Consider the following 24,072-nt stretch of genomic DNA (forward strand, 5'->3'; position numbering starts at 1 on the left):
TATTTATCATTTGATATAATCTGAAGGAGAATTAGAAATTACCTGATCATCCTTTTACCGAACCCTGCATTCCTGCAACAAACTGTTTCTGCATCAGGAAGAAGATCAACGCGGCAGGTATCGTTGCAATAACAACTGCAGTCATTATCATTCCGTAATCAGGTGTATAAGAAGACCCCATTGCAGAAATGATCAGCGGCAGAGTTCTGTTCTCGCCTTTTAACGCAATCAATGGCCACAGATAGTTATTCCAGCTGGACATAAAGGTTACTACTACTGCAGCTGCATAAGTAGATTTCATGGTTGGCATATAAATTTTTGTAAAGATTCCCATTTCACCTAAACCATCAATTCTGGCTGCTTCCACAAGTTCTTTTGGAAATGTCTTGGTATTCTGGCGGAAAAAGAAAATCAGGAAAGCCGTAGCCACTGCAATTACTATAACCGAACCCGATGTATTAAGTGCCAGGAATTTCAATATGGGAATATTCTTAAAGTTTGAAAATAAACGGAATAACGGAACCATAAGTGCTGCAAAAGGAACCATCATGGATAAAAGGATAAAGTTAAAGATTCTGTCTCTTCCTTTTGTTCTGTATATCTCAAAAGCATATCCCGCCGCAGACGATACTACCATTGCAATAGCAGTTGTTAATACTGCAATTATGAGGGAATTTTTAAAAGATGTCAAATAATTTAAATCCGATTGAAGTACCGATTTTAAATTCTCGAAAAAATAAGATCCCGGAAGCAATGTTCCTTTTGTAACATCCACAGATTTATTTGTTGCTGCTATAATCATCCAAAAGAATGGAAAAATGGATACTACAGACAAAATACTGAGAATTACATATTCCAAACCTCTTATTACCTTTGATCTTGTACTCATTCTTTATCGTCACCTACTTTCATCTGAATAATGGATAAGATTACAATTAATAATACAATTACATAAGATACAGCCGCAGCATAACCAAAATTAGGCTGATACTTAAACAACAGATTATAGATGTACTGTGAAATGGTAATCGTGGCATTTGCCGGACCGCCGTTTGTAATATTTACCGTTTCATCAAAGAGCTGCAGCGTACCAATTGTAGAGTTAATGGTTGTAAACAAAATAATTGGTTTGAGCATCGGCAGCGTTATGGATTTAAATTTCTGAAAACCGCCTGCACCATCAATTGATGCTGCTTCATAAATGGAATCGTCTATCCCCTGAAGGCCCGACAGATAGAATACCATATTATAACCGGTCCATCTCCAGGTGATGGCAATGATAATCAGTACCTTTGCAAATACCGGATGCGTAATCCATGATATGGGCTCTGATATAAAGTTCAGATTCATCAGCATAATATTGACAAATCCGTCTGTTGCAAACAAACTTTTAAATATTATGGAATATGCTACCAGGGAAGTAACACAGGGAAGGAAAATTGCGGTTCTGAAAAAGCCTCTTCCTTTTAATTTTTTATCATTTAACATTGACGAAATCACCAGAGCCAGAATAATCATAACCGGCACTTGAATGACCAGATACATCACTGTATTACACAGTGCTTTTACAAATGTAGAGTCTGTCAGAAGCCGTTTATAATTCGCCGCCCCTGCAAATCTTAAATTATTTCCCATTCCAGTCTGCATCGAAGTAATAAATGCCTGCACCATTGGATAGAAAACAAATGCCACTATTAGAATTACGCTGGGAATAATAAATGCCCAGGATCTTCTGTCAATTTTTTTCTTCATGACCTTCTACCTTCCTGAAAATGGGGTGCTGAACAATGCAGCACCCCATTTACCTTCTTTATTATTGTGCTACTGCTGCTTCTGCCTGAGTCTGGTAATCAGACAATGTGGAATCTATATCAGCTCCTGATACAATAGCCTGAAGTGCTTCTGTCATAATGTCTTCCAGCGCATATGTATGCAGTCCGTAATTAACAGATGGAACTTCCTGTGTCCATTTGGAGAAATCTTTGAAGATTTCCTGTCCGCCGAAGAAATCACTTCCCTTTGAGTAATTCTCTGCTGACTCTGCAGCATTTAAAGTACTAACCAGGGTAATATCGGTAGCCAGCTGATTCATTAAATCTACATTTGATGCAAATGTTTCTTTCAGGAAATCTTTTGCTGCCTGCTCATTTCCTACATTTTTCAGTACATACCAGCCTGCGCCGCCGATAGAAGAAGCATTAACAGAATCCGAATTTGCATCCATTTTCGGGAATGGTGCAACTGCCCATTTACCGCTCTGATCTTCTCCCTTTTGTATGGAAGGAGCAATCCAGCATCCGGTTACTACAGAAGCAACTTCTCCGTTATTGAAAGATCCTACGAACTGATCCCAATCTGCTGTCTGTTTTGTGATACCTGCTTCAACCAGTTTCTTATATACTCCAATTGCATCCTTTAAACCTTTGTTATCCTTAAAATCCACTTTGCCGTCAGCATCTGTATACCAGGTGCCTGCGCTCTGCATCATCATACGGATCTGTCCAATATCACTTGGATCGATGGTACACATATCAACACCGCATTTTTCTTTTACTGCTTTACCGATTTCAATATATTTATCCCAGGTAAGATTCTGCATGTCATCTTTAGTATAGCCTGCCTGTTCGATGAGATCTGTGCGGTAGAAAGTAGCTGCGACACCGGAATCAAATGGAATACCAAGCATTTTACCATCCATCTGGTTTACGCCTGTTTTATATGCAGCAAAGTCTTCAGGACTTGCAACATCTGTCAGGTCTGCAAATTCATCCGGATAGGATGTCAGATAACCCTGAATCTTGTAATCCTCAATCAGCACGATATCAGGAAGTCCGTCGTAAGTTCCTGCTGAAAGGCTGGTGTTAAGCTGTGCTACAATGTCATCCTGCGCCATGGTTACAACTTCAACCTCTGCATTCGGATGGCTTTTCTGATAAATTTCCTTTGCCTGGTTTGCAGCCACAATGTTAAATGACTCGTCCCATGCCCATATTGTAATTTTACTTTCTTCTCCTGATGCAGCCTGGGTATCGCCAGCCGTCTCACCTGCAGTCTCCGTATCATTTGCTGCTTCTGTTGTAGCTGCTGCTGTCTGTGCTGTTGTTTCCTCCGGTGCAGATGTACCTGCATCCGTGCTCTTTGTTTCTGATCCGCTTCCTGAGCATGCAGCCAGACTGATTACCATCGTTCCTGCTAATAATGCTGCTAAAACTTTCTTCTTCATTTCATATCCTCCTGATTTAATTTGGTTTGTTTGTCTTTGTTTATGTTAGTATTTTAGCATAGGAAATTTGAGAAGCCATAGTATTAACTTTATATGAATTTTCAAATTTTTAAGTTAATATCATATATTCTTGCACTTTTTTGTGATATCTGGACTTTTTTGGACTATCTAAAGATTTTCTAAACCGTACCTCACTTACATAGACGATACCACCACCGAGGTGTATAATAGGAAATAAATGGCCTTACCTGTATGCATATTAGAGAAATCAGAATTATATATATTGGATCGAAACAGAATCGTATATAAATGTATGTGATGAGATGAAAGGGGATTGTCAAATGAAAAAAAATTATGCTGTTTTACTGACGCTGTGCCTCTGTATGACCGCTGTGAACGGCTGCAGCACTTTTTCCAGCGAGGCATTGGAGACAGCATCCGTGGAGTCTGCGAAAGATGTGCTGTCGTCTACGGGTGATGCCGAGTCTTTGAAAGATGCCGAGTTCTCGGAAGATGCCGAGTCCTCGAAAGATGCCGAGTCCTCGGAAGCTTCAGAGATTTTTGAAATTAAAGAAGCTCAGGTAAATACAAATAATGAAAATATAAAATCTGACGGGAATCGCGAGAGCAGTGAAGACAATGACAAAGAATCCGAAACCATTCATTCCATGCCTTCTAATATTCTGGACTCTTATTATTCAGCGCAAAGCACCCCGGTATTTGAATACTTTCAGCATAGAAAAATCCAAAAATTTCTTGCTATGTGGGTAGATGCTCAAACAGGAAATATGGATGACATGGAATGGAAATTCGATAACTTTACCGAATACACAGTACTAAATTATGAAATGGAACCAATCCGGCCGGATCAGCAATTATACTGCTGTACTTTTTCAAACGGGGCTGACCAAAGTGGTTATGTTGTATTTTCCTATGATGAAAAGGGTCCCAGTATTCAAAATTATGGTGTAACCGAAACCTCACCGTATCTGTATGATTTAAAAGCAAATGCTGCTGCGATCCTGAGGAGCCTGAAAGAGACTGACCTGGATTTATCCACTGCTGAAGCCGCCCGCTTATCCTGGTTTGACGAGGCAAATAAGCGCAGTGACCAGGCTATTTTATTTACGGATGCAAAAGGCGGCAGTTATTTATGCGAATTTGGTGATTCAGAATTTCTTTTACTGGATTTGAATTAAACCGCTAAGAGTTTTTTTTAATATGGAGGAGGAATACTATGAAAAAAGAATCCAACGACCACCGTGTAAGGATTACAAAGCTTTTAATCCGAAGATCTTTTACGGATCTGCTGAAAACAAAACCGATACAGAGTATTTCCGTAAAAGAACTCAGCGACCGTGCCGGCATTAACCGCGGAACTTTTTATACTCATTACCAGGATATTTATGCTCTATTGGAAGAAATTGAAAATGAAATGCTGATTGAATTTTCACAGGCACTGGAACCGCTGCTTAACGACAGCACCAAAAAAGGGAATCTTGCTGATATTTGTAATGGAATCTTTTACTGTCTCAAGAAAAACTCCGATATGTGTACATTTATGGTGGGGGATTATAACGATAAAGAGCTGATGTCAAAACTGTTAAATACCGGAAAGGAATTTTGTATCAATACCTACCACAGCCTGTTTCCAAAAGCAACAATTAAGCAGATTGAGTACTTTTATTCCTTTGTCAGTACAGGCTGTATCGGTCTGATTCGAAAATGGATAGAGGAAGGTATGATCCTTCCTACAGAAGAAATTGCCAGAATGACTGAAAATATGATTATGAGCGGAATCGGATTTCTGGAAAATCCGCTTTAATGGTGCAATATCTAACGATCTACTGCTTATCCGTGATATCGGCTTCTTTGATCATTGCCAGAATATTTTCCGGCGGAATAATATCTACCATTGTATTGCAGGTGGAGAGAATGAATCCTCCTCCGGGACTTGCAATCTCAATGGTCTTTCGAACTTCCGCCCGGACTTCCTCCACGGTGCCAAAGCACATGATATAATCCAGGTCAATATTCCCCCACAGACAAAGACGGTCCCCGTATTTTTTCTTAATTTCACCAATATCCATTCCGGCTGATGGCTGAAGGGACTGAATACCGTCGAATCCACATTCCACCAGTTTATCCATTACACTGTTCAGGTTACCATCGCTGTGAAGAAAAACCGGTGTATCTTTATATTCTTTGATTTCCCGTATCATCTGTTTATAGAATGGATATACATTTTCTTCCATAACGTAAGGCGGCAGAAAAACTCCGGTATTAAATGCCATATCATCTGCGATCAATATAGCATCTGCTCCTTTGTCCAGAAATAACTTTGCCTTTTTAATCTCAAATGCGATTACCCTTTCCGTTAACAAATGAGTTTCATCCGGATAAGTAATACAGTTGACCATATAATCCTCCATAGGATACATTTCATTCAGCATGGAGATTGGTCCGCCAATCTGGGCAAAAACGAAGAAATCTGTTTCATTTACGTATCTTTCCAGCAGAGCTCCCGTTACCTTTGTAATATCCGGCTCCTGATAATCCCAGACATCTTCGATATCCACAGGCGGATCCAGAAGACGTTTGCTTTCCTCTCCCTCTAAGAAGGTCTGTCCATACACACTCTGTATGATTTTCTTTCCATCTGCAGCTTTTCCAATCTCCCATTCCGGCCAGTCTCCTACATTTATAATATCCATGTGCAATAACTCCCGTACTTTACAATCTCTTTCAAAATGCTGATAATCCGTGGGATAATCCTTTCCCAGTAGCTTGTTTGCTATCTGAGGCTGAATATATAATTCCCCTTTTGGCACTCTGTCACTTTCCATATGGCGGATTGCCGCCCATACCCGTTCTTTTTTTGTCATTGTATAATCTCCTTTTCTGTTCCTCCGCCTTGCAGTTCGATAGACATCCTGTTGTTTTTTGCCAGCCATGCGTCAGACTTTGTGGGAATCAATTTTTGAAATATGCTTTTGAAAAGCGGATGCAGATATTGCACTGCATCCACATAATAATAGCTGTTTCTATTCTCTTATCGGATCTTTACGCTTTTAACACTGCTGTAATTCTTGGAATAATAGCGTTTACCCGCTGAGTCTTTTATATAAGCCCTAACTTTTACATAATAAGTCTTTTTGCGTTTCAGCCCTTTTATTACTGTTGATGTTTTCTTTCCTTTTCCTTCAGACACATAAACCGTTTTAGTCTTTTTAAATGCCTTGTCGGATGCATAACGTATCTGGTATCCGTCTGCTTTCTTTACGTTTGTTATGGTAAGTGTACAAGTCTTTGCCTTTTTGCTGGCGGCAGATACTTTTTTCACGATATCCGGCTTTGATACCTTTTTCCACTGTGCATACAGGTTTATGGTTTTCCCGTTTATACTTGTCAGGTTCTTGACCGTCTTTTGGTTTGCGTATGACTTTCCTTTACCATTTTTCTTTGTATTCCACCCTTTTAATACATAGCCGGACTTCTTAAAACGGTTTGCCTTTAACTTTGTGCTCTTGTCATAGGTAACCGTCTGTCTTCCCATTCTTCCCTTTCCTCCGTTTTTCTGAAAGGAAATTAGGTAGGTATTTGCTTTATACCGTGCTGTTATGACCAGATTTTGTGTTACATTTCCGTAGGAACTACTCCATCCGTTGAAGGTATACCCCCCTCTGGACGGTGCATTTGGAGCCTTTGCTGCGCCATGATTTGATACCGCCTGGCGGCTTAGTACTTTTCCGTCATAGCTTTGGAAAACTACCTGGTATACCGCTTTGGTTGCCGGTTCTGTCTCCGTTCCCGGCTCTGTTTCCGTTCCTGGTTCTGTCTCTGTTCCCGGCTCTGTTTCCGTCCCCGGCTCTGTTTCCGTTCCCGGCTCTGTTTCTGTCCCTGGCTCTGTTTCCGTTCCCGGCTCTGTTTCCGTCCCCGGTTCTGTCTCGGTCCCCGGTTCTGTTTCCGTCCCCGGCTCTGTTTCCGTTCCTGGCTCCGTCTCTGTTCCCGGCTCCGTTTCCGTTCCCGGTTCACTGATTTCTTCCAGTTCTCCAATACCTGCATCCAGCTCGTCTACTGCTTCCTGGAGCAGTATCTGATCCTTAACCGTAAGTGTTTTATTCTCTAAAAGCTTCTGCGCTTCTGCAAGTGCATTTTTAAGCCTCTTTGCTGACTCTTTGTTGTAGAGTTCAAAATCAATGTGCAGCACTTCCTGTACTTTCTGCTCCAGAGCGGTCTTATCTGCCGGTCTTAGTACCAGATTTTTTATGGCTTCTTCCAGCTGCTTTTGCATAGCATCCACCAAAGTCTGGTCCTTTTCTGTTAAGTCTTCCCTGCCCAGCAGAATCTCCGCCTCATCCAGAACATCTTTCAGGCTCTTTAGCGATTCTTCTGTATAATCGGTATCTTGTTCTTTTTCTCTTCCTTCGTCGTATACGCCCTGCAGCTTTGTTAAGTCCACTGGTTTCTCCGGCTCCTGCTCTGCGAAACCAATGATTCTGATGTTGTCAAACAGTGCATAATTATTTTCTTTGCTGCCTGTGGAAAATCCCAGGTGGAGTCCGCCCCCTCCCTGCAATCCGCTTACTGCTCCTTTTGCCATCCAGCCCGCAGGTTCCTGGCTTCCGTCCTTCCAGACTTTCACTGCCATCTCACTTCCTGAGGTATATGCCTTCATATGGTACCAGCTTCCGGGTCTTAGGCTGATCTTTTTGTTTTCCAGCCTTGCCGCTTCCTTTGCATTACCATTTACATTCTGCTGAAGGAGGATTCCCCCGTATCCCGGAATGACTGGGTATACATGCATATTGTCCGGGTTGAAGGACTGGTAATAGTTACTTACATAAAGACCTTCAATTCCACCCAGTTCTTCCTGGTATTTGAAATCCAACGTCATCACGGTACCATCCCAGCTGTCCTGCTTTGTCATACGAACTGCCGTATTCTTCTTTCCCTGTATTTTCAGGGCATTTCCACTTTGTGACTGATCGGTTACAATCAGGAATTGTTCCGGGTTTGTCAGCTGATATCCTATTTCATCCGGATCGGTAAACATTCCTTCACCGTATTTGTCAAAATTCTCTTCAAAGATAACCTCTCCCTGAACTACATTTCCGGTTACTTCCTTTGGCTCTTCTTTATTGCCCGCACGGTCGAATGCATAAAACGTAAGCGTAAATGCGCCTTCTTTGGAAATCTCAACAGGCTTTGTATAATCCTGTAACTCTCCTCCATCTATCTGGCAGCGGATTCCCGCAACTCCCGAAGAGCTGTCCTCAGACTTTAATTCAATTCTTGCCTGATTAATATATTCGCCTGACTCTGTCTTTTCACCGGTTACTTCCGCTTTCGTTACAGGAGCTTCCAGATCCTGTCCAAGATCTTCTGTTACGCCTTCCTCAGCCGTGGTAACCAGAAGATTGTCAAAACTGGAAAACGCTGTATTTTCACCGGATGAATCGGAATACTGTAAAAAGATTCCGCCTTTTTTCAACCCTCCAAAGTTTGCACTTCCTGTCCACTCAGTAGGTTCCTTTTCTCCCCGCTTCCACATTTTGACCAGCAGGTTATCCCCTGTCATTTCCATTTTTATGGAATACCAGATCCCCACCTCATAACTGAAGTTTGTATCACCATGTTCGGAATATCCATTGTTCAAATAGCGTTGATAGAAAATACCATTTCGGAAATGAGGAAGCAGATTTGCCAGATACCTGTTTTCCTTATTCTGATACCGTGGTGAAATATAGATACCTCCATAATCTTTTGTATCCGAATCAAACCGGTAATCAAAAGAAATCTTTACGTTTTCCCAGTCTGCGTCTTTTGTAAGATAAGTATCAGTACCATCTGAATTCATTTTGAGAATCTTGTTTCCATCCTCCTCTGCAACACTAATACGGTCATGCAGATAAGAATATTTTTCTACGGCATTCTGCTGGTTATTTAACTTTCCGCTGGTATACTCTTCGAAGTCATCTCCAAACAGTTCCTTTTCCCCACCAAATACGGTAAGTTTTTTATCCTTATTGGTTTGGGTTTTATCCGCTGCTTCCACATAAATGCTCCCGCTTGAAACACCGCCGGGAACCAGGAATACTATTTTATTTTTTTCCCAGCTGACCAGATAAGGCGAATCTCCTGTCACAGATATTTCTCCATCCGGTCCTGTCATCATAACTTTACCCGTTTCATCCCCAAAATAGCCTTGCAGGATAACCCGGTCCCCGGCCTTTATATAGTCCGGTGCAGTTACTGTGTCCAGTTCCTTTGGACGTATATTTTCATATGTTTTCTCGATACCGATCTGTTCAGCAAGTTTGTGGGGATAAGCATCACTTTCCGGTGCGGTATTCCAATAATTTTCTTTGAAATCCGGCTGATCCATCCGGTGTCCCCAGGTGAATTCTCTTATATTATAAAAGCAGGTATATGGTGTATCATAACTGATGTTTCCCTCAACCTTCATGCCGCCGCTTCCCTCATCCAGATATAAGCCTCCCGGCCAGCTGGACATGTTATGGATGCTGTTGTAAGAAATACTGCTGCCCGGCATGTCTCCCAGGGTATAAATACCTCCTCCGTCATGCATCTTCGTCATACAATATCCCACGTCGTTGTACTCAATAATATTATTTCTGGACACAGCCGCATCACCCAGTGGAAATACAGGGTAATAATCCGGCGTAATCTCACCTGCTTCCGTAGATTCCGTCCTGCCTGTCTGATCCCAGAAGCCCCAGCCCCAGCCTACGGAAATTCCTGAGTATGCCACATTTTTAATGGTGTTATGTGTAATCACGGTTCCATCTGTATAGCCTGCCAATACCGCTATGCTGCCTTTGTATTCTGTTCCGATTCGATTAAAGTAACAGTTGGTAACCACGTTGTCTTTTACAATACTCCTCTCATCATGAGGCGACTGCTCTGGATTATCGGCGTGCTTCTGCATTGCCTCTTTGATCTCATCCAAGGTGGCATTATCATCAAGTTCAACAGGATGTGCATCGTTGATGTTCACCCCGCCAATCAGCACTCCGCCCCCGGATATATCCTGGAATACACACTTTTCAACCACATTATTTTCAGATCCTTTTAACAGACTGATTGCCCCGGAACCAATATTTTGAAAATGACAGCCGGAAAATGTAATATTCTTACTCATTCTCGTCTCTATCGCTGCCTGAGGTGTCAGGGAATAACCATGCATATTTTCTGTCTCTTCCGGATTGTGGGCAAAATTTGCCTGCTGGTCCGGCCATCCATACAGACTTGGATACAGCCAGGTATTATATTCAAAAGAAAGACCGTCAAAGGTGATGTCTTTTACTTTACGGTCTGGATCTCCCTGCACGGTGATAAACTGCTCGGTACTTGGAACTATTACCTCTGCAAGATCCATATTCTGCCCTTCTTTTGGCATATAGTAAATGGTCTTATCTGTTTTATCAAAGTACCACTCTCCCGGCTCGTCCAGTAGTTCATAAGCATTCTCAATGTAGCTTGGAACATCAGCATGAACCTGGTTTCCGCCTGCGATCTGGTTTAGACGAAAGGAATTCCAGTCCATTTCAATGTAGATTTCATTATCCCCCATCGCCTTAATAGACTCAATTGGTGAGATCCGGTGTACCCAGAGAATGTCGTATACAAATTCAATGTCCTGTATGTTTTTCCAGTTTATCATATCAGTGGCATTGCTCTTATATCCACGGTACGCCTTGTGGGTTCCGCTATACGTGGTATAATTTTCGTATTCTCCGGCTCTTTCTATACTTCCGGGAACCTGACCTTTGGCCTTGACCGCCATTTCTCCGTTCACGTAAAGCTCCCTGGTATTTTCCACTCCCGAAGCCTGCGCCTTCATCAGGCCCGGACGCTTGGGATCCTGTGCATCCGTCCATCCGGTTACTTCTTTGCCCGAGGTAAATACCGGTTTGCTTCCTTCCATAGCTTTATAAATTACCTGATACCCATTGGTGCCGGAATCTTCATATTGAAACGGCACCTCACGATCCATAAAGTAATCGCCTTCATCAAAATACACCAGTATATCACCGGTCATATCCTGATTCATTAATCTTACTTTTTCTCTTGCCTGATCCATAGATCCAAGCGGGTCATCTCTCTCACCGCTTCCCTGTGCACTGCCTGATGGAGATACATAAATCTCAGCCATAACCGGATCATTCATACTCTCTTCTTTGGCATATCCTACATCATACACTGACAAAGCACTTACTATTAATGATGCTGCAAGCACTGCAGCCATTGCTCTACTCCTCATACCTTTTCCCATATCTTTTCCCATACCCCTTCTTATGCTCCAGGAACATATCTAAAATAACGAAACACGTCTGCAGACATTTGCTGCAAATTGCTGCCTTCATTTTTTAGACACACTCTGATGAAGCTTCGTAAATTGTTTACAAAACAGCTTTATGGAATAGTCGTAATCAGCACCTGGCAGTTTCCTCTGATTTTAAATCACACTGCAGATGCTGTAATAAACAGGCTGTCTAATTTCTGGCCTCTCATCGTCCGGGAGAACCTGTATGGACAGGTTCTCCCTTGAATCGATGAATTTAATCAGTACCGGTAATCCCGGAACTGCCGTCTGCATTGCAGAATTTGATACTTTTCTTACTTTCTTATTACAACGGTTTTACTCTGTCCTTTATTTGCCATCAGTTTCTTGTATGCTCTTAGTTTAGAAGAAGGCACCCGGATAACCGCTCTTTTATGAATGTTCTTAAATGTATTTTTATATACCTTATTCAATACTTTGGATTTCACAGTAATGCTTTTCAGTTGCTTGGCGCCTGAAAAAGCATAACTATGGATTACTTTTACATTCTTGTCAATTATCACGGAAGTTAATTTCTTATTATTCTTAAATGCTTCTTTTCCAATCTCCGTTACTTTATAACTGTAATTTCCAATCTTAACTGAAGACAGAATTCTGGCTTTTTTTAAGGTTCTCTTCACCGGCTTTAAGAATCTTACCGTTCCCGATTTTACAGATGAATTTAAGACTCTGTACTGGTAATCTCCCACTGTATAGATCTTTCCTTTTTTTGCTGCGATTACGAATGTCTTTGTAATGCTGCCTTTATAGCCGCCTTTTCCAGTGAGAATGAGCTGGGCATTTCCTGGGTTTACATTGTTTTTATAGGAAATGGTATAATCGGTTCCTTCTTTTAACACTTTGCTTCCATATTTAACTGTTACTGACGGTTTCAATGCTTTTCCAGTATGTGTCTGACGTGAAATGCTGCTGACTGCCAGTTTTGACACATCAATCGGCTGGGGAACTGTCACATCCGGTTTCTTAACAAGCCCTTTTATAGCAGTATCCAGCACTCTTGCTGCCCGGTCAACTTCCTCCTGTGATGCATCTGCGGCAAGCCCGATGGCAGACTGCAAAGCATTTTTAAATACTCTTACACTGTCATCTGTATACTTTTGTAATTCAGCATCTGTAAACGCCCTTGCCCTTTGAATCAATGTGTTCAGCTGATCTCTCACAACCGGTGGCTTTTCCGTAAGCCCTTTTATTGCTGCATCCAGTGCTTGTGCTGCTGCATCTACTTCCGGCTGGAACGCATCTTCTGAGAGTCTTACTGCTGCATCCAGGGCATTTTTAAATGCCTTTACACTATCATCCGTATATTTCTTCAGTTCGTCATCTGTAATTGCACATGCCTGTTCGATCAGCTGGTCCAACTGATCCCTGGATACCGGTTCTCTCTGAAGCGATGCATAGATGCTCTTTGTGATTTCACCGTTTATTTCCAGTGTACCTGTCAAATCCATGTATCCCTCTGCAGAAACGGTATAAGTGTAAAAACCTCCGGGCAATAAATAACTTCCATCCGCTTCCGGTTGGTTATCTGTTATGGAAACTGTTGCATTCTGTGGCTCTGCTTCAAAAATGACTCTGGTTACTTCTGAACTTGTCTCAAATCCTCTGACTTCAACATTATCTATGTATGCAGCATTTTCACCTGCTTTGCCTGAGAAGGAGAAGTAGAGGCCCCCGCCGCCGCTCAATCCGCTAACGTCACGTTCTGCCATCCAGTTTTCCGGCTCTTCGGCATCCCTGGTCCAGATTTTAATTGCCATATGATCATCGGATGTCTGCATTTTTACCTTGTACCATGTATCTGCCTGTAACGGGTAAACATCATTACTGATTCCAGTTATATTGTTTGCATTTCCATTTACATTCTGCTGCAGGAGAATACCTCCCCAGCCTGGCAGCATTGGATATGCGTACATGCTGTCCGGACTCAGATTTTGGAAGTAGTTGCTTGGATAAAGACCTTCCAGGCCGCCCAACGGATTCTGAAACTTATAATCAAAGGTCATCACCGTACTTGCCCAATTCGCCTTGTGCATTAGTCTCACATCCTGGCCAATTCCGTTTAATTTTAAAAGCTTTCCTGATTCCTGTTCTTCAATTTCAATTGCATCCCCATTAATAGTGGTATATTCTTTTGTATTCAGATCGGTAAGTGTACCGGCATCATACGCCTCAAAATTGTCTTCAAAAATGATCTCACCTGGCTGTAAATCCACCGTAAAACGGATTGTTCTGGTTTTTTCTATATTTCCTGCTCTGTCTACTGCGCGGTAAGACAATACATAGTCACCGTTTGTTCCAAATAAAAGTGGTTCTGTATAAGAAGTATATTCACCGTCATCCAGCCGGTACTCTATATCAGCTACGCCTGAATCGCTATCCTCTGCAAACAGAACTGCCTGAACCTGACTGTTATAAGTTCCTTTACCCTCCATATTCCGGTTTCCGGAAAGGGAAACGGTTGTTACAGGTGATGTTCGGTCAGCTGACACATCTTCTGTTACGCCGGCCTGATATCCATTCACACTGAGGTTATCAATGCTTGCCTTCTCCCCGTCTCTTAAACTGGTCAGCTGTACCAGAAGTCCGCCTTTATCCACACCGGAGAATGTTGTGGTAGAATTCCATAATGAGGGTTCCGGCTTTCCTTTTTCCCATACTTTTACTTTCATTTCCTGTCCAACAATGGCAATTTTGGTACTGTACCAGGTACCAACATGATAGCTGTATTTTCCACCGCCGCCAGGTCCGTTCAGATTGCCATCTACATATTGCTGGTAACCCAGACCATTACTGTAATTAGGTGTTAGCAGAACCAGATATTTGTTGCCGTGATCTTTGAATCTGGGAGAAAGGAAGAATCCTCCAAAATCCTGTGGATTCACATCATATCTCAAGTCCATGGATAGCATAACATCCTGCCAGTCCGCTTCTTTTTCAAGTCGGGCATCGGAGCCGCCTGACTTATTAATACGTAGAAACTGCGTTCCGTCCTCATTTTCCTCTACATAAGCGCTGTCCATAATGGCTGTATAGCGGTTTACAGCAGATTCCTGATCCGCTAATTTACCTGTATCATAATTTTCAAAGTCATCTTTAAACAGTTCTTCTGAAAAATTACCTACATTAATTTTCTTTGCATTACTCTGGATTCCCTCGGCACTTTCAATATAAACGTTACCGCTTACAACACCTCCCGGCATACGCAAAAGAATTTTTTTAGCTGTCCAGCTGATGATATTACCGGACTGGGCATCCAGGTATACCGGACCATCGGCTCCATTCAGTACCACTTTTCCGGTTTCTTTACCAAAGTTTCCCTCCAGCATCACTTTATCCCCGGATGAAATAAATTCCGGTGCTGTAAGTTTATTTAACTCAATTGGAATAATGATTTCTCCGCCATCTTCCTGTACTCCGGCATTTGCTGCAATCTCCACGGGATAACGGTCGTTGTCCGGTGATACTCCATAATAATTATTGCCGCCATCTACATAATGATCAGCCTTGTATCCATAGGTATGCTCACGCACATTATGATTCAGATCTACCTGTACATTATATGTAATATTCTGATCTACGGTCATTCCGCCGCTGCCCTCATCCAGGTAAATACCTCCCGGCCAGCCTACATTATCGTGGATCAAATTGCCTTTAATGCTGCTGCCCGGCATATCCCCAAGCGTGTAAATACCGGCTCCGTCATGAAGCTTCATCATACACTGGGAGATATCATTATTATCAATTACATTATTCTGGGAAACCGCTGCATCTCCAAGTGGAAATACCGGATATGCCGCAGGAGTTTCATTATCCGGCGTGCCGTCCGGTTTATAACGTCCGCCCTGATCCCAGAACCCCCAGCCCCAGCCTACGGAAATACCGGAATAAGCCACGTCACGAATTGTATTATTCCTAATAACGGTTCCATCCGTATAGCCTGCCACAACTGCAATGCTTCCCTTATATTCTGTACCTATTCCGTTAAAGTAATTATTCGAGATAGTATTGTCTTTTACAATCAAACGTTCATCATGAGGTGTTTTGTTTTTAATATGATTTTCAATGGTATCCCCCGGCATCAAAGGATGTGCTTCAGTAATACTGACACCTCCTACGAGTACCCCACCTGCCGATATATCTTTAAATACACTATTTTTAACTGTATTGCCTACAGAACCATCCAGCATATTGATTCCGGCTGATCCCAGATTCTGAAACGTACAGCGGTCAAAAGTAATTCCCTTTGCCATCTTAGTAACAATTGCCGCTCCCGGTGCCAGAGAATATGCATGCATATTGAAATCTTCTCTTGGGTCATGGGCAAAGTTAGCCTGCTGCTCCGGCCATCCCTTTGCACTGGGATAGAGCCAGGTGTTGTAGGAAAATCCAAAGCCTTCAAAACTGATATCGGATACACTGTCATCCAGACTTCCCTCCAGAGTAATTAAATTTTCCACACTTGGAATAATGGCCTGTGTCTGGCTCATATCCTGTCCTGCTTTTGGCATATAGTAGATCTTCTTTTCCTGGCCGTCAAAGTACCATTCCCCCGGTTCATCCAACAGTTCATAGGCATTTTCCACATAATCAGGTCCTCTGTTAATCTGGACTCCCCCTGCAATCTGCCCGGTTTTAAAGGAATCCCACTCCATTTCAATAAAGCTGTTGCTGTCATCCAGTTTTGTAATTGATTTAACAGGTGAAATCCGGTGTGCCCAGCTGATATCCCAGATAAATTCAATATTGTCGGGATTTCTCCAGTTTAGAATATCTGTATTGGCACAGCGAAAGCCCGTATAAGCATCATGGTTTCCATTGTATGTAGTATACGTGGTTTTCTCTCCGCTACGGACCATTTCACCTTTTATTTTTCCTTTTGCACGGACTGCCATTTCTCCATCCACATAAAACTGTCTGGTATTATCAATGTCCGCATCCGCTGCCAGAAGCCCGGGACGGTTTTCATCATTTGCATCTTCCCACCCGGTAACCTGAAGTCCTGAGGTGAGTACTGCTTTCCCGGCATCTTTTGCTTTGTAAATTATTTTGTGTCCGTTGCTCCCAGAATCTTCCTGATTAAAAGCAACCGTACTGTCCAGAAGATATTCCCCGTCATCAAAATAAACAACGATATCTCCGGTCATATTGTCATTTAATCCCTGTACCGCCTGTTTTGCCTCTTCCATACTTGCAAAGGGCTTTTCCTCCGACCCGTTTCCTGTTCCAGGCTCTGTACCCGCTGATACATAGATCTCAGCCATTACCTGGCTGCTGCTGTTTACATCTGCCTGCTCTGCCATTGCAACTCCCGGAACAGAACTTACTAACATTGCTGCAGATAACAAACTTGCTACTAACTTTTTCCTCATAAGCTTTTTCTCCTTTTTCATAACTTTGATTATTTTCATGGAATAGTCGTAATCAGCACCTGGCAGTTTCCTTTGATTTCAAATCGCCCTGAAGATGCTGTAATAAACAGGCTGTCACCCTTTAAAAATGAAATTTCTTCTCCATTCTTAATAACGCCGTTTCCCTCAATAACTAAAATATGTACAAATGTACTTCCATCTGTTTCTCCACTCATCTCTTTCATTACCTTCCCATCCAGAGTGAGCTTGTCTACCATAAAATATTTACAGCTGCCAAGATGAGGTTCGAAATTATCGGAACGCACTTTTGGACTGCGGTTTGTCACAGCCAGAGCCTTCTCAATATGCAGATCTCTTTTTTTACCTTCCGCATCCTTTCTGCCATAGTCATATACACGGTAAGTAACATTTGAATTCTGCTGTATTTCTGCAATTACAATACCCTCACCAATTGCGTGAAGCGTACCGGCTTCAATAAAAAATACATCACCTTTTTCAACAGGAATTTTATTCAGGACATCTAATATAGTTTCCTCCTCAATCCGCTGCCGAAACTCTTCTTTTGAGATTTCCCTGGAAAACCCGTAATACAGATAAGCATCTTCTGTGCAGTCAGCTACGTACCACATCTCCGTCTTTCCATACTGTCCTTCTTTATTCAGGGCATATTCATCGTCCGGGTGAACCTGTATGGACAGATTCTCTCTTGCATCAATGAACTTAATCAGTACTGGGAATCCGTCAAATGCTGCACAACGGTTCCCCAGAACTTTTTTACCCTCCCATTCTATATATTCACTCAGGGTTTTTCCCCTGAATGCACCCCCGGCAATCCGGGAACTGCCGTCTGCATGGCAGGACAGTTCCCAGGACTCAGCAAGAGTCTTTCCGCTGTAATGCTTGTGAAAATCTTTAATCAGCTTATCTCCGCCCCAGATGTATTCCTTAAATGCCGGTTCTAATTTTAATATTGACATATTGATATTTTCCTTACTTTCTTATTACAACGGTTTTGCTCTGTCCTTTATTTGCCATCAGTTTCTTGTATGCTCTCAGTTTAGAAGATGGCACCCGGATAACCGCTCTTTTATGAATGTTCTTAAATGTATTTTTATATACCTTATTCAATACTTTGGATTTTACAGTAATGCTTTTCAGTTGCTTGGCGCCTGAAAAAGCATAACTATGGATTACTTTTACATTCTTGTCAATTATCACGGAAGTTAACTTCTTATTATTCTTAAATGCTTCTTTTCCAATCTCCGTTACTTTATAACTGTAATTTCCAATCTTAACTGTAGACAGAACCCTGGCTTTTTTTAAGCTTTTCTTCACCGGCTTTAAGAATCTTACTGTTCCCGATTTTACAGATGAATTTAAGACTCTGTACTGGTAATCTCCCACTGTATAGATCTTTCCTTTTTTTGCTGCGATTACGAATGTCTTTGTAATGCTGCCTTTATAGCCGCCCTTTCCAGTGAGTATAAGCTGTGCTTTGCCGGGATTTACATTATTCTTATAGGTAAGGGTATAATCTGTACCTGCCCTTAATACCTTACTTCCATATCTTACTGTTACCGATGGTTTTATGGATCTGCCGGTATGGGTCTGGCGAGCTATGCTGCCTATAGACAGTTTTGATACATCAATTGGCTGCTGAACATTAGTCTCCGGTTTTTTGGTAAGACCTTTGATTGCCGCATCCAGTGCTCTTGCTGCTGCATCTACTTCCGCCTGGGATGCATTTTCAGAAAGTCTTACTGCTGCTTCCAATGCATTTTTAAATACTCTTACACTTTCATCTGTATGCAGAAGCAATTGCGCTGCTGTAACTGCACGGGCATTCTGAATCAACACATTCAACTGGTCTCTGTAGACCGGTGGCTTTGCAGTAAGTCCTTTGATTGCTGCATCCAGTGCTTCTGCCGCTGCATCTACTTCCGGCTGGAATGCATCTTCTGAAAGTCTTACTGCTGCTTCCAGGGCATTTTTAAATGCCTTTGCACTATCATCCGTATATTTCTTCAGTTCGGCATCTGTAATTGCACATGCCTGTTCAATCAGCTGATCCAACTGTTCCCTGGAAACCGGTTTTCTCTGCAGCGCCGTGTAGATGCTCTTTGTGATTTCACCGTTTACTTCCAGTGTACCTGTCAAATCCATGTATCCCTCTGCAGAAACAGTGTAAGTGTAAGAACCTCTCTGCAATAAATAACTTCCATCCGCTTCCGGTTGGTTATCTGTTATGGAAACTGTTGCATCCTGTGGATCTGCTTCAAAAATGACTCTGGTTACTTCTGAACTTGTCTCAAATCCTCTGACTTCAACATTATCTATGTATGCAGCATTTTCACCTGCTTTGCCTGAGAAGGAGAAGTAGAGACCGCCGCCGCCGCTCAATCCGCTAACGTCACGTTCTGCCATCCAGTTTTCCGGCTCTTCGGCATCCCTGGTCCAGACTTTAATTGCCATATGATCATCGGATGTCTGCATTTTTACCTTGTACCATGTATCTGCCTGTAACGGATAAACATCATTACTGATTCCCGTAATATTGTTTGCATTACCGTTTACATTCTGCTGCAGGAGAATACCGCCCCAGCCTGGCAGCATTGGATATGCATACATACTGTCCGGACTCAGATTTTGAAAATAGTTGCTTGGATAAAGACCTTCCAGGCCGCCCAACGGATTCTGAAACTTATAATCAAAGGTCATCACCGTACTTGGCCAATCGGCCTTGTGCATTAGTCTCACATCCTGACCAATACCGTTTAATTTCAGCAGTTTCCCTGATTCCTGTTCTTCAATCTCAATAGATTCTCCATTAATGGCTGTATATCCTTTTGTATCCAGGTCTGTGAATGTACCGGCATCATACACATCAAAATTGTCTTCAAAAACAAGCTCACCCGGCTGTAAATCCACCGTAAACCGGATTGTTCTGGTTTTTTCTGTGTTTCCGGCTCTGTCTACCGAGAGGTACGAAATGACGTAGTCACCGTTTGTTCCAAATATTAGAGGTTCTGTATAAGCAGTAAATTCACTGTCACCCAGCTGATACTCAATATCCGCCACGCCAGAATCGAGGTCTTCTGCAAATAACGATACCTGAACCTGACTGTTATAAATTCCTTTGTCTTCTGCATTCTGATTTCCAGAAAGGATAGCGGTTGTTACCGGTGCCGTGCGGTCAGCTGACATATCTTCTGTTATTCCTGGCTGATATCCGAGTACACACAAGTTATCAATACTTGCTTTTTCCCCATCTATGAAACTAGTCATCTGCACCAGAAGTCCGCCTTTATCCACACCCGAGAAAGTAGTCGCAGAAGTCCATATGGATGGTTCCGGCTTTCCTTTTTCCCATATCTTTACTTTCATCTCATGTCCAACAATAGCAATTTTCGTGCTGTACCAGGTCCCCACCTTATAGCTGTAATTTCCGCCGCCTCCAGGGCCGTTTAAGCTGCCGTCTACATACTGCTGGTAACCCAGACCATTGGTGTAATTCGGAGTAAGCAGTACGAGATATTTATTGCCGTGGTCCATGAATCTCGGTGAAAGGAATAATCCTCCGTAACTCTGTGGGTTTACGTCATATCTTAAATCCATGGATAGCATAACATCCTGCCAGTCCGCTTCTTTTTCCAGACGGGCATCGACGCCGTCAGCAGGCTTATTGATGCGCAGAAACTGTGTTCCGTCCTCATTTTTCTCTACATAAGCACTATTCACAATGGCTGTATAGCGGTTTACAGCAGATTCCTGATCCACTAATTTTCCTGCTGCATAATCTTCAAAGTCATCTTTAAATAATTCTTCTGTAAAATTACCTACATTAATTTTCTTTGCATTACTCTGGATTCCATCTGCACTTTCAATAAATACAGAACCGCTTACAACACCGCCCGGCATACGCAAAAGTATTTTTTTAGCTGTCCAGCTGATGATATTTCCGGACTGTGCATCCACATAAACCGGACCTTGTGCCCCGCTAAGTACCACTCTTCCTGTTTCTTTGCCAAAGTTTCCTTCCAGCATCACTTTATCCCCGGATGAAATAAATTCCGGCGCTGTTAATTTATTCAACTCAATCGGAATGATGATTTCTCCGCCAGCTTCCTGTACTCCGGCATTTGCTGCCAGTTCCACTGGATAACGGTCGTCGTCCGGAGCTACTCCATAATAATTATTGCCTCCGTCTACATAATGATCTGCCTTGTATCCATAAGTATACTCCCGGACATTATGATTCATATCTACCTGAACATTGTATGTAATATTCTGATCCACAGTCATTCCGCCGCTGCCCTGATCCAGGTAAATACCGCCCGGCCAGCCTACATTATCATGGATTATATTGCCTTTAATGCTGGTGCCCGGCATGTCACCAAGTGTATAAACGCCTGCCCCGTCGTGTAGTTTCATCATACACATGGAAACATCATTATTTTCAATAATATTATTACGTGATACTGCTGCATCTCCAAGAGGAAATACGGGATATTCCGCAGGGGTCTCATCATCGGGCATGCCGTCCGGTTTATAACGTCCGCCCTGCTCCCAGTATCCCCAGCCCCAGCCTACGGAAATACCGGAATAAGCCACGTCACGAATTGTATTATTCCTAATAACGGTTCCATCCGTATAGCCTGCCACAACGGCAATGCTTCCCTTATATTCCGTACCGATTCCGTTAAAGTAATTATTTGTAATCGTATTGTCTTTTACTATTATACGCTCATCATGGGGTGTTTTATTTTTAATATGGTTCTCAACAGTATCTCCGGGCATCAAAGGATGTGCTTCGGTAATACTTACCCCTCCCACAAGTATTCCGCCTGCCGATATATCTTTAAATACACTATTTTTTACTGTGTTGCCTACAGAGCCATCCAGCATATTGATTCCGGCTGAACCCAGGTTCTGGAATGTACAGCGGTCAAAGGTAATTCCTTTTGCCATCTTAGTAACAATTGCCGCTCCCGGTGCCAGAGAATATGCATGCATGTTGAAATCTTCTTTGGGATCATGGGCAAAGTTAGCCTGCTGCTCCGGCCACCCCTTTGCACTGGGATAGAGCCAGGTATTATAGGAAAATCCAAAGCCTTCAAAGCTGATATCTGACACGCTTTCATCCAGGGTTCCCTCCAGTGTAATTAAATTTTCCACACTTGGAATAATGGCCTGTGTCTGGCTCATTTCCTGTCCTGCTTTTGGCATATAGTAGATCTTCTTTTCCTGGCTGTCAAAGTACCATTCCCCCGGTTCATCCAACAGTTCATAGGCATTTTCCACATAATCAGGTCCTCTGTTAATCTGGACTCCACCTGCAATCTGCCCGGTTTTAAAGGAATCCCACTCCATTTCAATAAAACTGTTGTTTTCATCCAGTTTTGTAATTGATGTTACAGGTGAAATCCGGTGTGCCCAGCTGATATCCCAGATAAATTCAATATTGTCGGGATTTCTCCAGTTTAGAATATCCGTATTTGCACAGCGAAAGCCCGTATAAGCATCATGGTTTCCATTGTATGTAGTATACGTGGTTTTCTCTCCGCTACGGACCATTTCACCTTTTATTTTTCCTTTTGCACGGACTGCCATTTCTCCATCCACATAAAATTGTCTGGTATTATCAATGTCCGCATCCGCTGCCAGAAGCCCCGGACGTTTTTCATCATTTGCATCTTCCCACCCGGTAACCTCCAGTCCGGAGGTGAGTACTGCTTTCCCGGGTTCTTTTGCTTTGTAAATTATTTTGTGTCCATTACTTGCAGAATCCTCCTGGTTAAATGCAACCGTACTATCCAGAAGATATTCCCCATCATCAAAATAAACAACGATATCTCCGGTCATATGATCATTTAATCCCTGCACCGCCAGTCTTGCTTCTTCCATACTGGCAAAAGGATTCTGTTCTGACCCGTCCCCTGTTCCAGGCTCTGTTCGGGCCGAGACATAGATCTCAGCCATTACCTGGCTGCTGCTTACTTCTGCCTGCTCTGCCATTGCAACTCCCGAAACAGAACTTACTAACATTGCTGCAGATAACAAACCTGCTACTAACTTTTTCCTCATAAGCTTTTTCTCCTTTTTCATAACTTTGATTATTTTCCTGTAATAAGAGGCAGTGCATCGCACAGATGATCATACTCTTTCAGACACAACCCGCTGACTCCTGCTTTTTCTATATTTCCACCTCCAATTCCTATAACTGAAAATCCTGCCAGGCGCAGGGAAAGTACCCCGGCGGAAGAATCCTCCATTCCTATAACCCTGTTTCTTTCCTTTGGCATAATTCCAAGTCCTACTCTGGCAGTCTCAGCGTACAGCCAGGGATGCGGCTTCATGGCAAGCTCACTGAGCGTTCCTGCCTGTCCCTGCCGGAAAGCCGTTCCTGCAGTGATAATGGTATCATAGAATTGAAATGGATCTCCCATCCCCATTACATCAAACGCAGATACAATTTCCGGTATCGCCTTATTGTAAAGGCCGGAAGTTACCAGCCCGATCTTAATGTGTTCAGCCTTCAGTTCCATAAGAAAGTCCTTCAGACCGGGAGACGGAACAAACGCTCCCTTTTTCCCCTGGCCTTTCATAATCTTCTGCATTTCATCTTCGACGATTTCATAATAAAAAGTTCTTGCTTCTTCTACCTTCTGGTTTGGATAATACTTTGTAATACAATACTGTAAATGTTCCGATACTGAATGTCCTGATACAAAGGGCTCATCCTCATCCGATAAACCAAAACTTGCATTTCCCATCAGCCTCTGCATAGTCTTCTCAATAATCCACATCCAGAACTGCTCGCTCCGGACACTGGTTCCATCCAAATCCATCAACAGTGCTTCTGCCGGACCTTCAAATACCGGTTCCATCATGGGATAAATTGCCGGATAACCCATTAGAGACTTCACATAGCATAAGGTCTTATCCTGATACACGGCAAATTCTGTCTTGCCGTCTTTTGTACGCAGAATCTCCTTTACACCGTCTTCCCCAACTTTAAAGGGTCCTCCATCGCTTACTTCCAGCGGTATAAAATCACCAGCATTTTTTAACGTTCCTATTCCCGGAATCCATTTTTCCATTTATATGGCACC

11 protein-coding genes are annotated in these 24,072 nt (G+C 42.6%); 2 read left to right on the top strand and 9 right to left on the bottom strand.

What is annotated here, in order from left to right:
- Nucleotides 1–46: 46 nt before the first annotated feature.
- The 3 genes from CD03_RS0121290 to CD03_RS0121300 form a co-directional block, all read right to left on the bottom strand.
- The gene (locus CD03_RS0121290; protein ID WP_027295365.1) at nucleotides 47–889 is read right to left on the bottom strand and encodes a carbohydrate ABC transporter permease; all 843 of its coding nucleotides are present in this window, start codon (nucleotides 887–889) and stop codon (nucleotides 47–49) included.
- Entirely contained in the window at nucleotides 886–1,752 is an 867-nt protein-coding gene (locus CD03_RS0121295; protein WP_027295366.1) for a carbohydrate ABC transporter permease, read from the bottom strand. Before CD03_RS0121295 ends, CD03_RS0121290 begins: the two co-directional genes overlap by 4 nt.
- Before the next feature lie 61 nt (nucleotides 1,753–1,813).
- Complete coding sequence (locus tag CD03_RS0121300) at nucleotides 1,814–3,223, bottom strand: ABC transporter substrate-binding protein (protein WP_027295367.1); 1,410 nt, start codon at nucleotides 3,221–3,223, stop codon at nucleotides 1,814–1,816.
- Between the two features lie 341 nt (nucleotides 3,224–3,564).
- Between CD03_RS0121300 and CD03_RS0121305 the strand changes: the two genes are divergently transcribed.
- Nucleotides 3,565–4,422, top strand: a complete 858-nt coding sequence (locus CD03_RS0121305) for a hypothetical protein (RefSeq protein WP_027295368.1) — start codon at nucleotides 3,565–3,567, stop codon at nucleotides 4,420–4,422.
- Between the two features lie 38 nt (nucleotides 4,423–4,460).
- Complete coding sequence (locus tag CD03_RS0121310; protein WP_027295369.1) at nucleotides 4,461–5,048, top strand: TetR/AcrR family transcriptional regulator; 588 nt, start codon at nucleotides 4,461–4,463, stop codon at nucleotides 5,046–5,048.
- A 19-nt stretch (nucleotides 5,049–5,067) separates the two neighbouring features.
- Here CD03_RS0121310 and CD03_RS0121315 read toward each other — a convergent pair whose 3' ends face one another.
- The 6 genes from CD03_RS0121315 to CD03_RS0121350 all read right to left on the bottom strand — a co-directional run bounded on the left by CD03_RS0121315 (nucleotide 5,068) and on the right by CD03_RS0121350 (nucleotide 24,060).
- A complete protein-coding gene (locus tag CD03_RS0121315; protein WP_027295370.1) occupies nucleotides 5,068–6,108 on the bottom strand; it encodes a uroporphyrinogen decarboxylase family protein in 1,041 nt (346 codons plus the stop codon).
- A gap of 167 nt (nucleotides 6,109–6,275) precedes the next feature.
- A complete protein-coding gene (locus tag CD03_RS0121325; RefSeq protein ID WP_197041686.1) occupies nucleotides 6,276–11,495 on the bottom strand; it encodes an OmpL47-type beta-barrel domain-containing protein in 5,220 nt (1,739 codons plus the stop codon).
- Nucleotides 11,496–11,866: 371 nt separating this feature from the next.
- Nucleotides 11,867–16,960 carry an OmpL47-type beta-barrel domain-containing protein gene (locus CD03_RS0121335; protein ID WP_027295372.1) on the bottom strand — a complete coding sequence of 1,698 codons (5,094 nt, stop codon included), beginning with the start codon at nucleotides 16,958–16,960 and terminating at the stop codon, nucleotides 11,867–11,869.
- A gap of 35 nt (nucleotides 16,961–16,995) precedes the next feature.
- Nucleotides 16,996–17,937 carry a type I phosphomannose isomerase catalytic subunit gene (locus CD03_RS0121340; RefSeq protein ID WP_027295373.1) on the bottom strand — a complete coding sequence of 314 codons (942 nt, stop codon included), beginning with the start codon at nucleotides 17,935–17,937 and terminating at the stop codon, nucleotides 16,996–16,998.
- A gap of 13 nt (nucleotides 17,938–17,950) precedes the next feature.
- A complete protein-coding gene (locus CD03_RS0121345) occupies nucleotides 17,951–23,044 on the bottom strand; it encodes an OmpL47-type beta-barrel domain-containing protein (protein ID WP_027295374.1) in 5,094 nt (1,697 codons plus the stop codon).
- Nucleotides 23,045–23,073: 29 nt separating this feature from the next.
- Nucleotides 23,074–24,060 carry an HAD family hydrolase gene (locus tag CD03_RS0121350; protein WP_027295375.1) on the bottom strand — a complete coding sequence of 329 codons (987 nt, stop codon included), beginning with the start codon at nucleotides 24,058–24,060 and terminating at the stop codon, nucleotides 23,074–23,076.
- Nucleotides 24,061–24,072 lie beyond the last annotated feature (12 nt).

Source organism: Robinsoniella sp. KNHs210, from assembly GCF_000686105.1.
GTDB lineage: Bacteria > Bacillota > Clostridia > Lachnospirales > Lachnospiraceae > Robinsoniella > Robinsoniella peoriensis.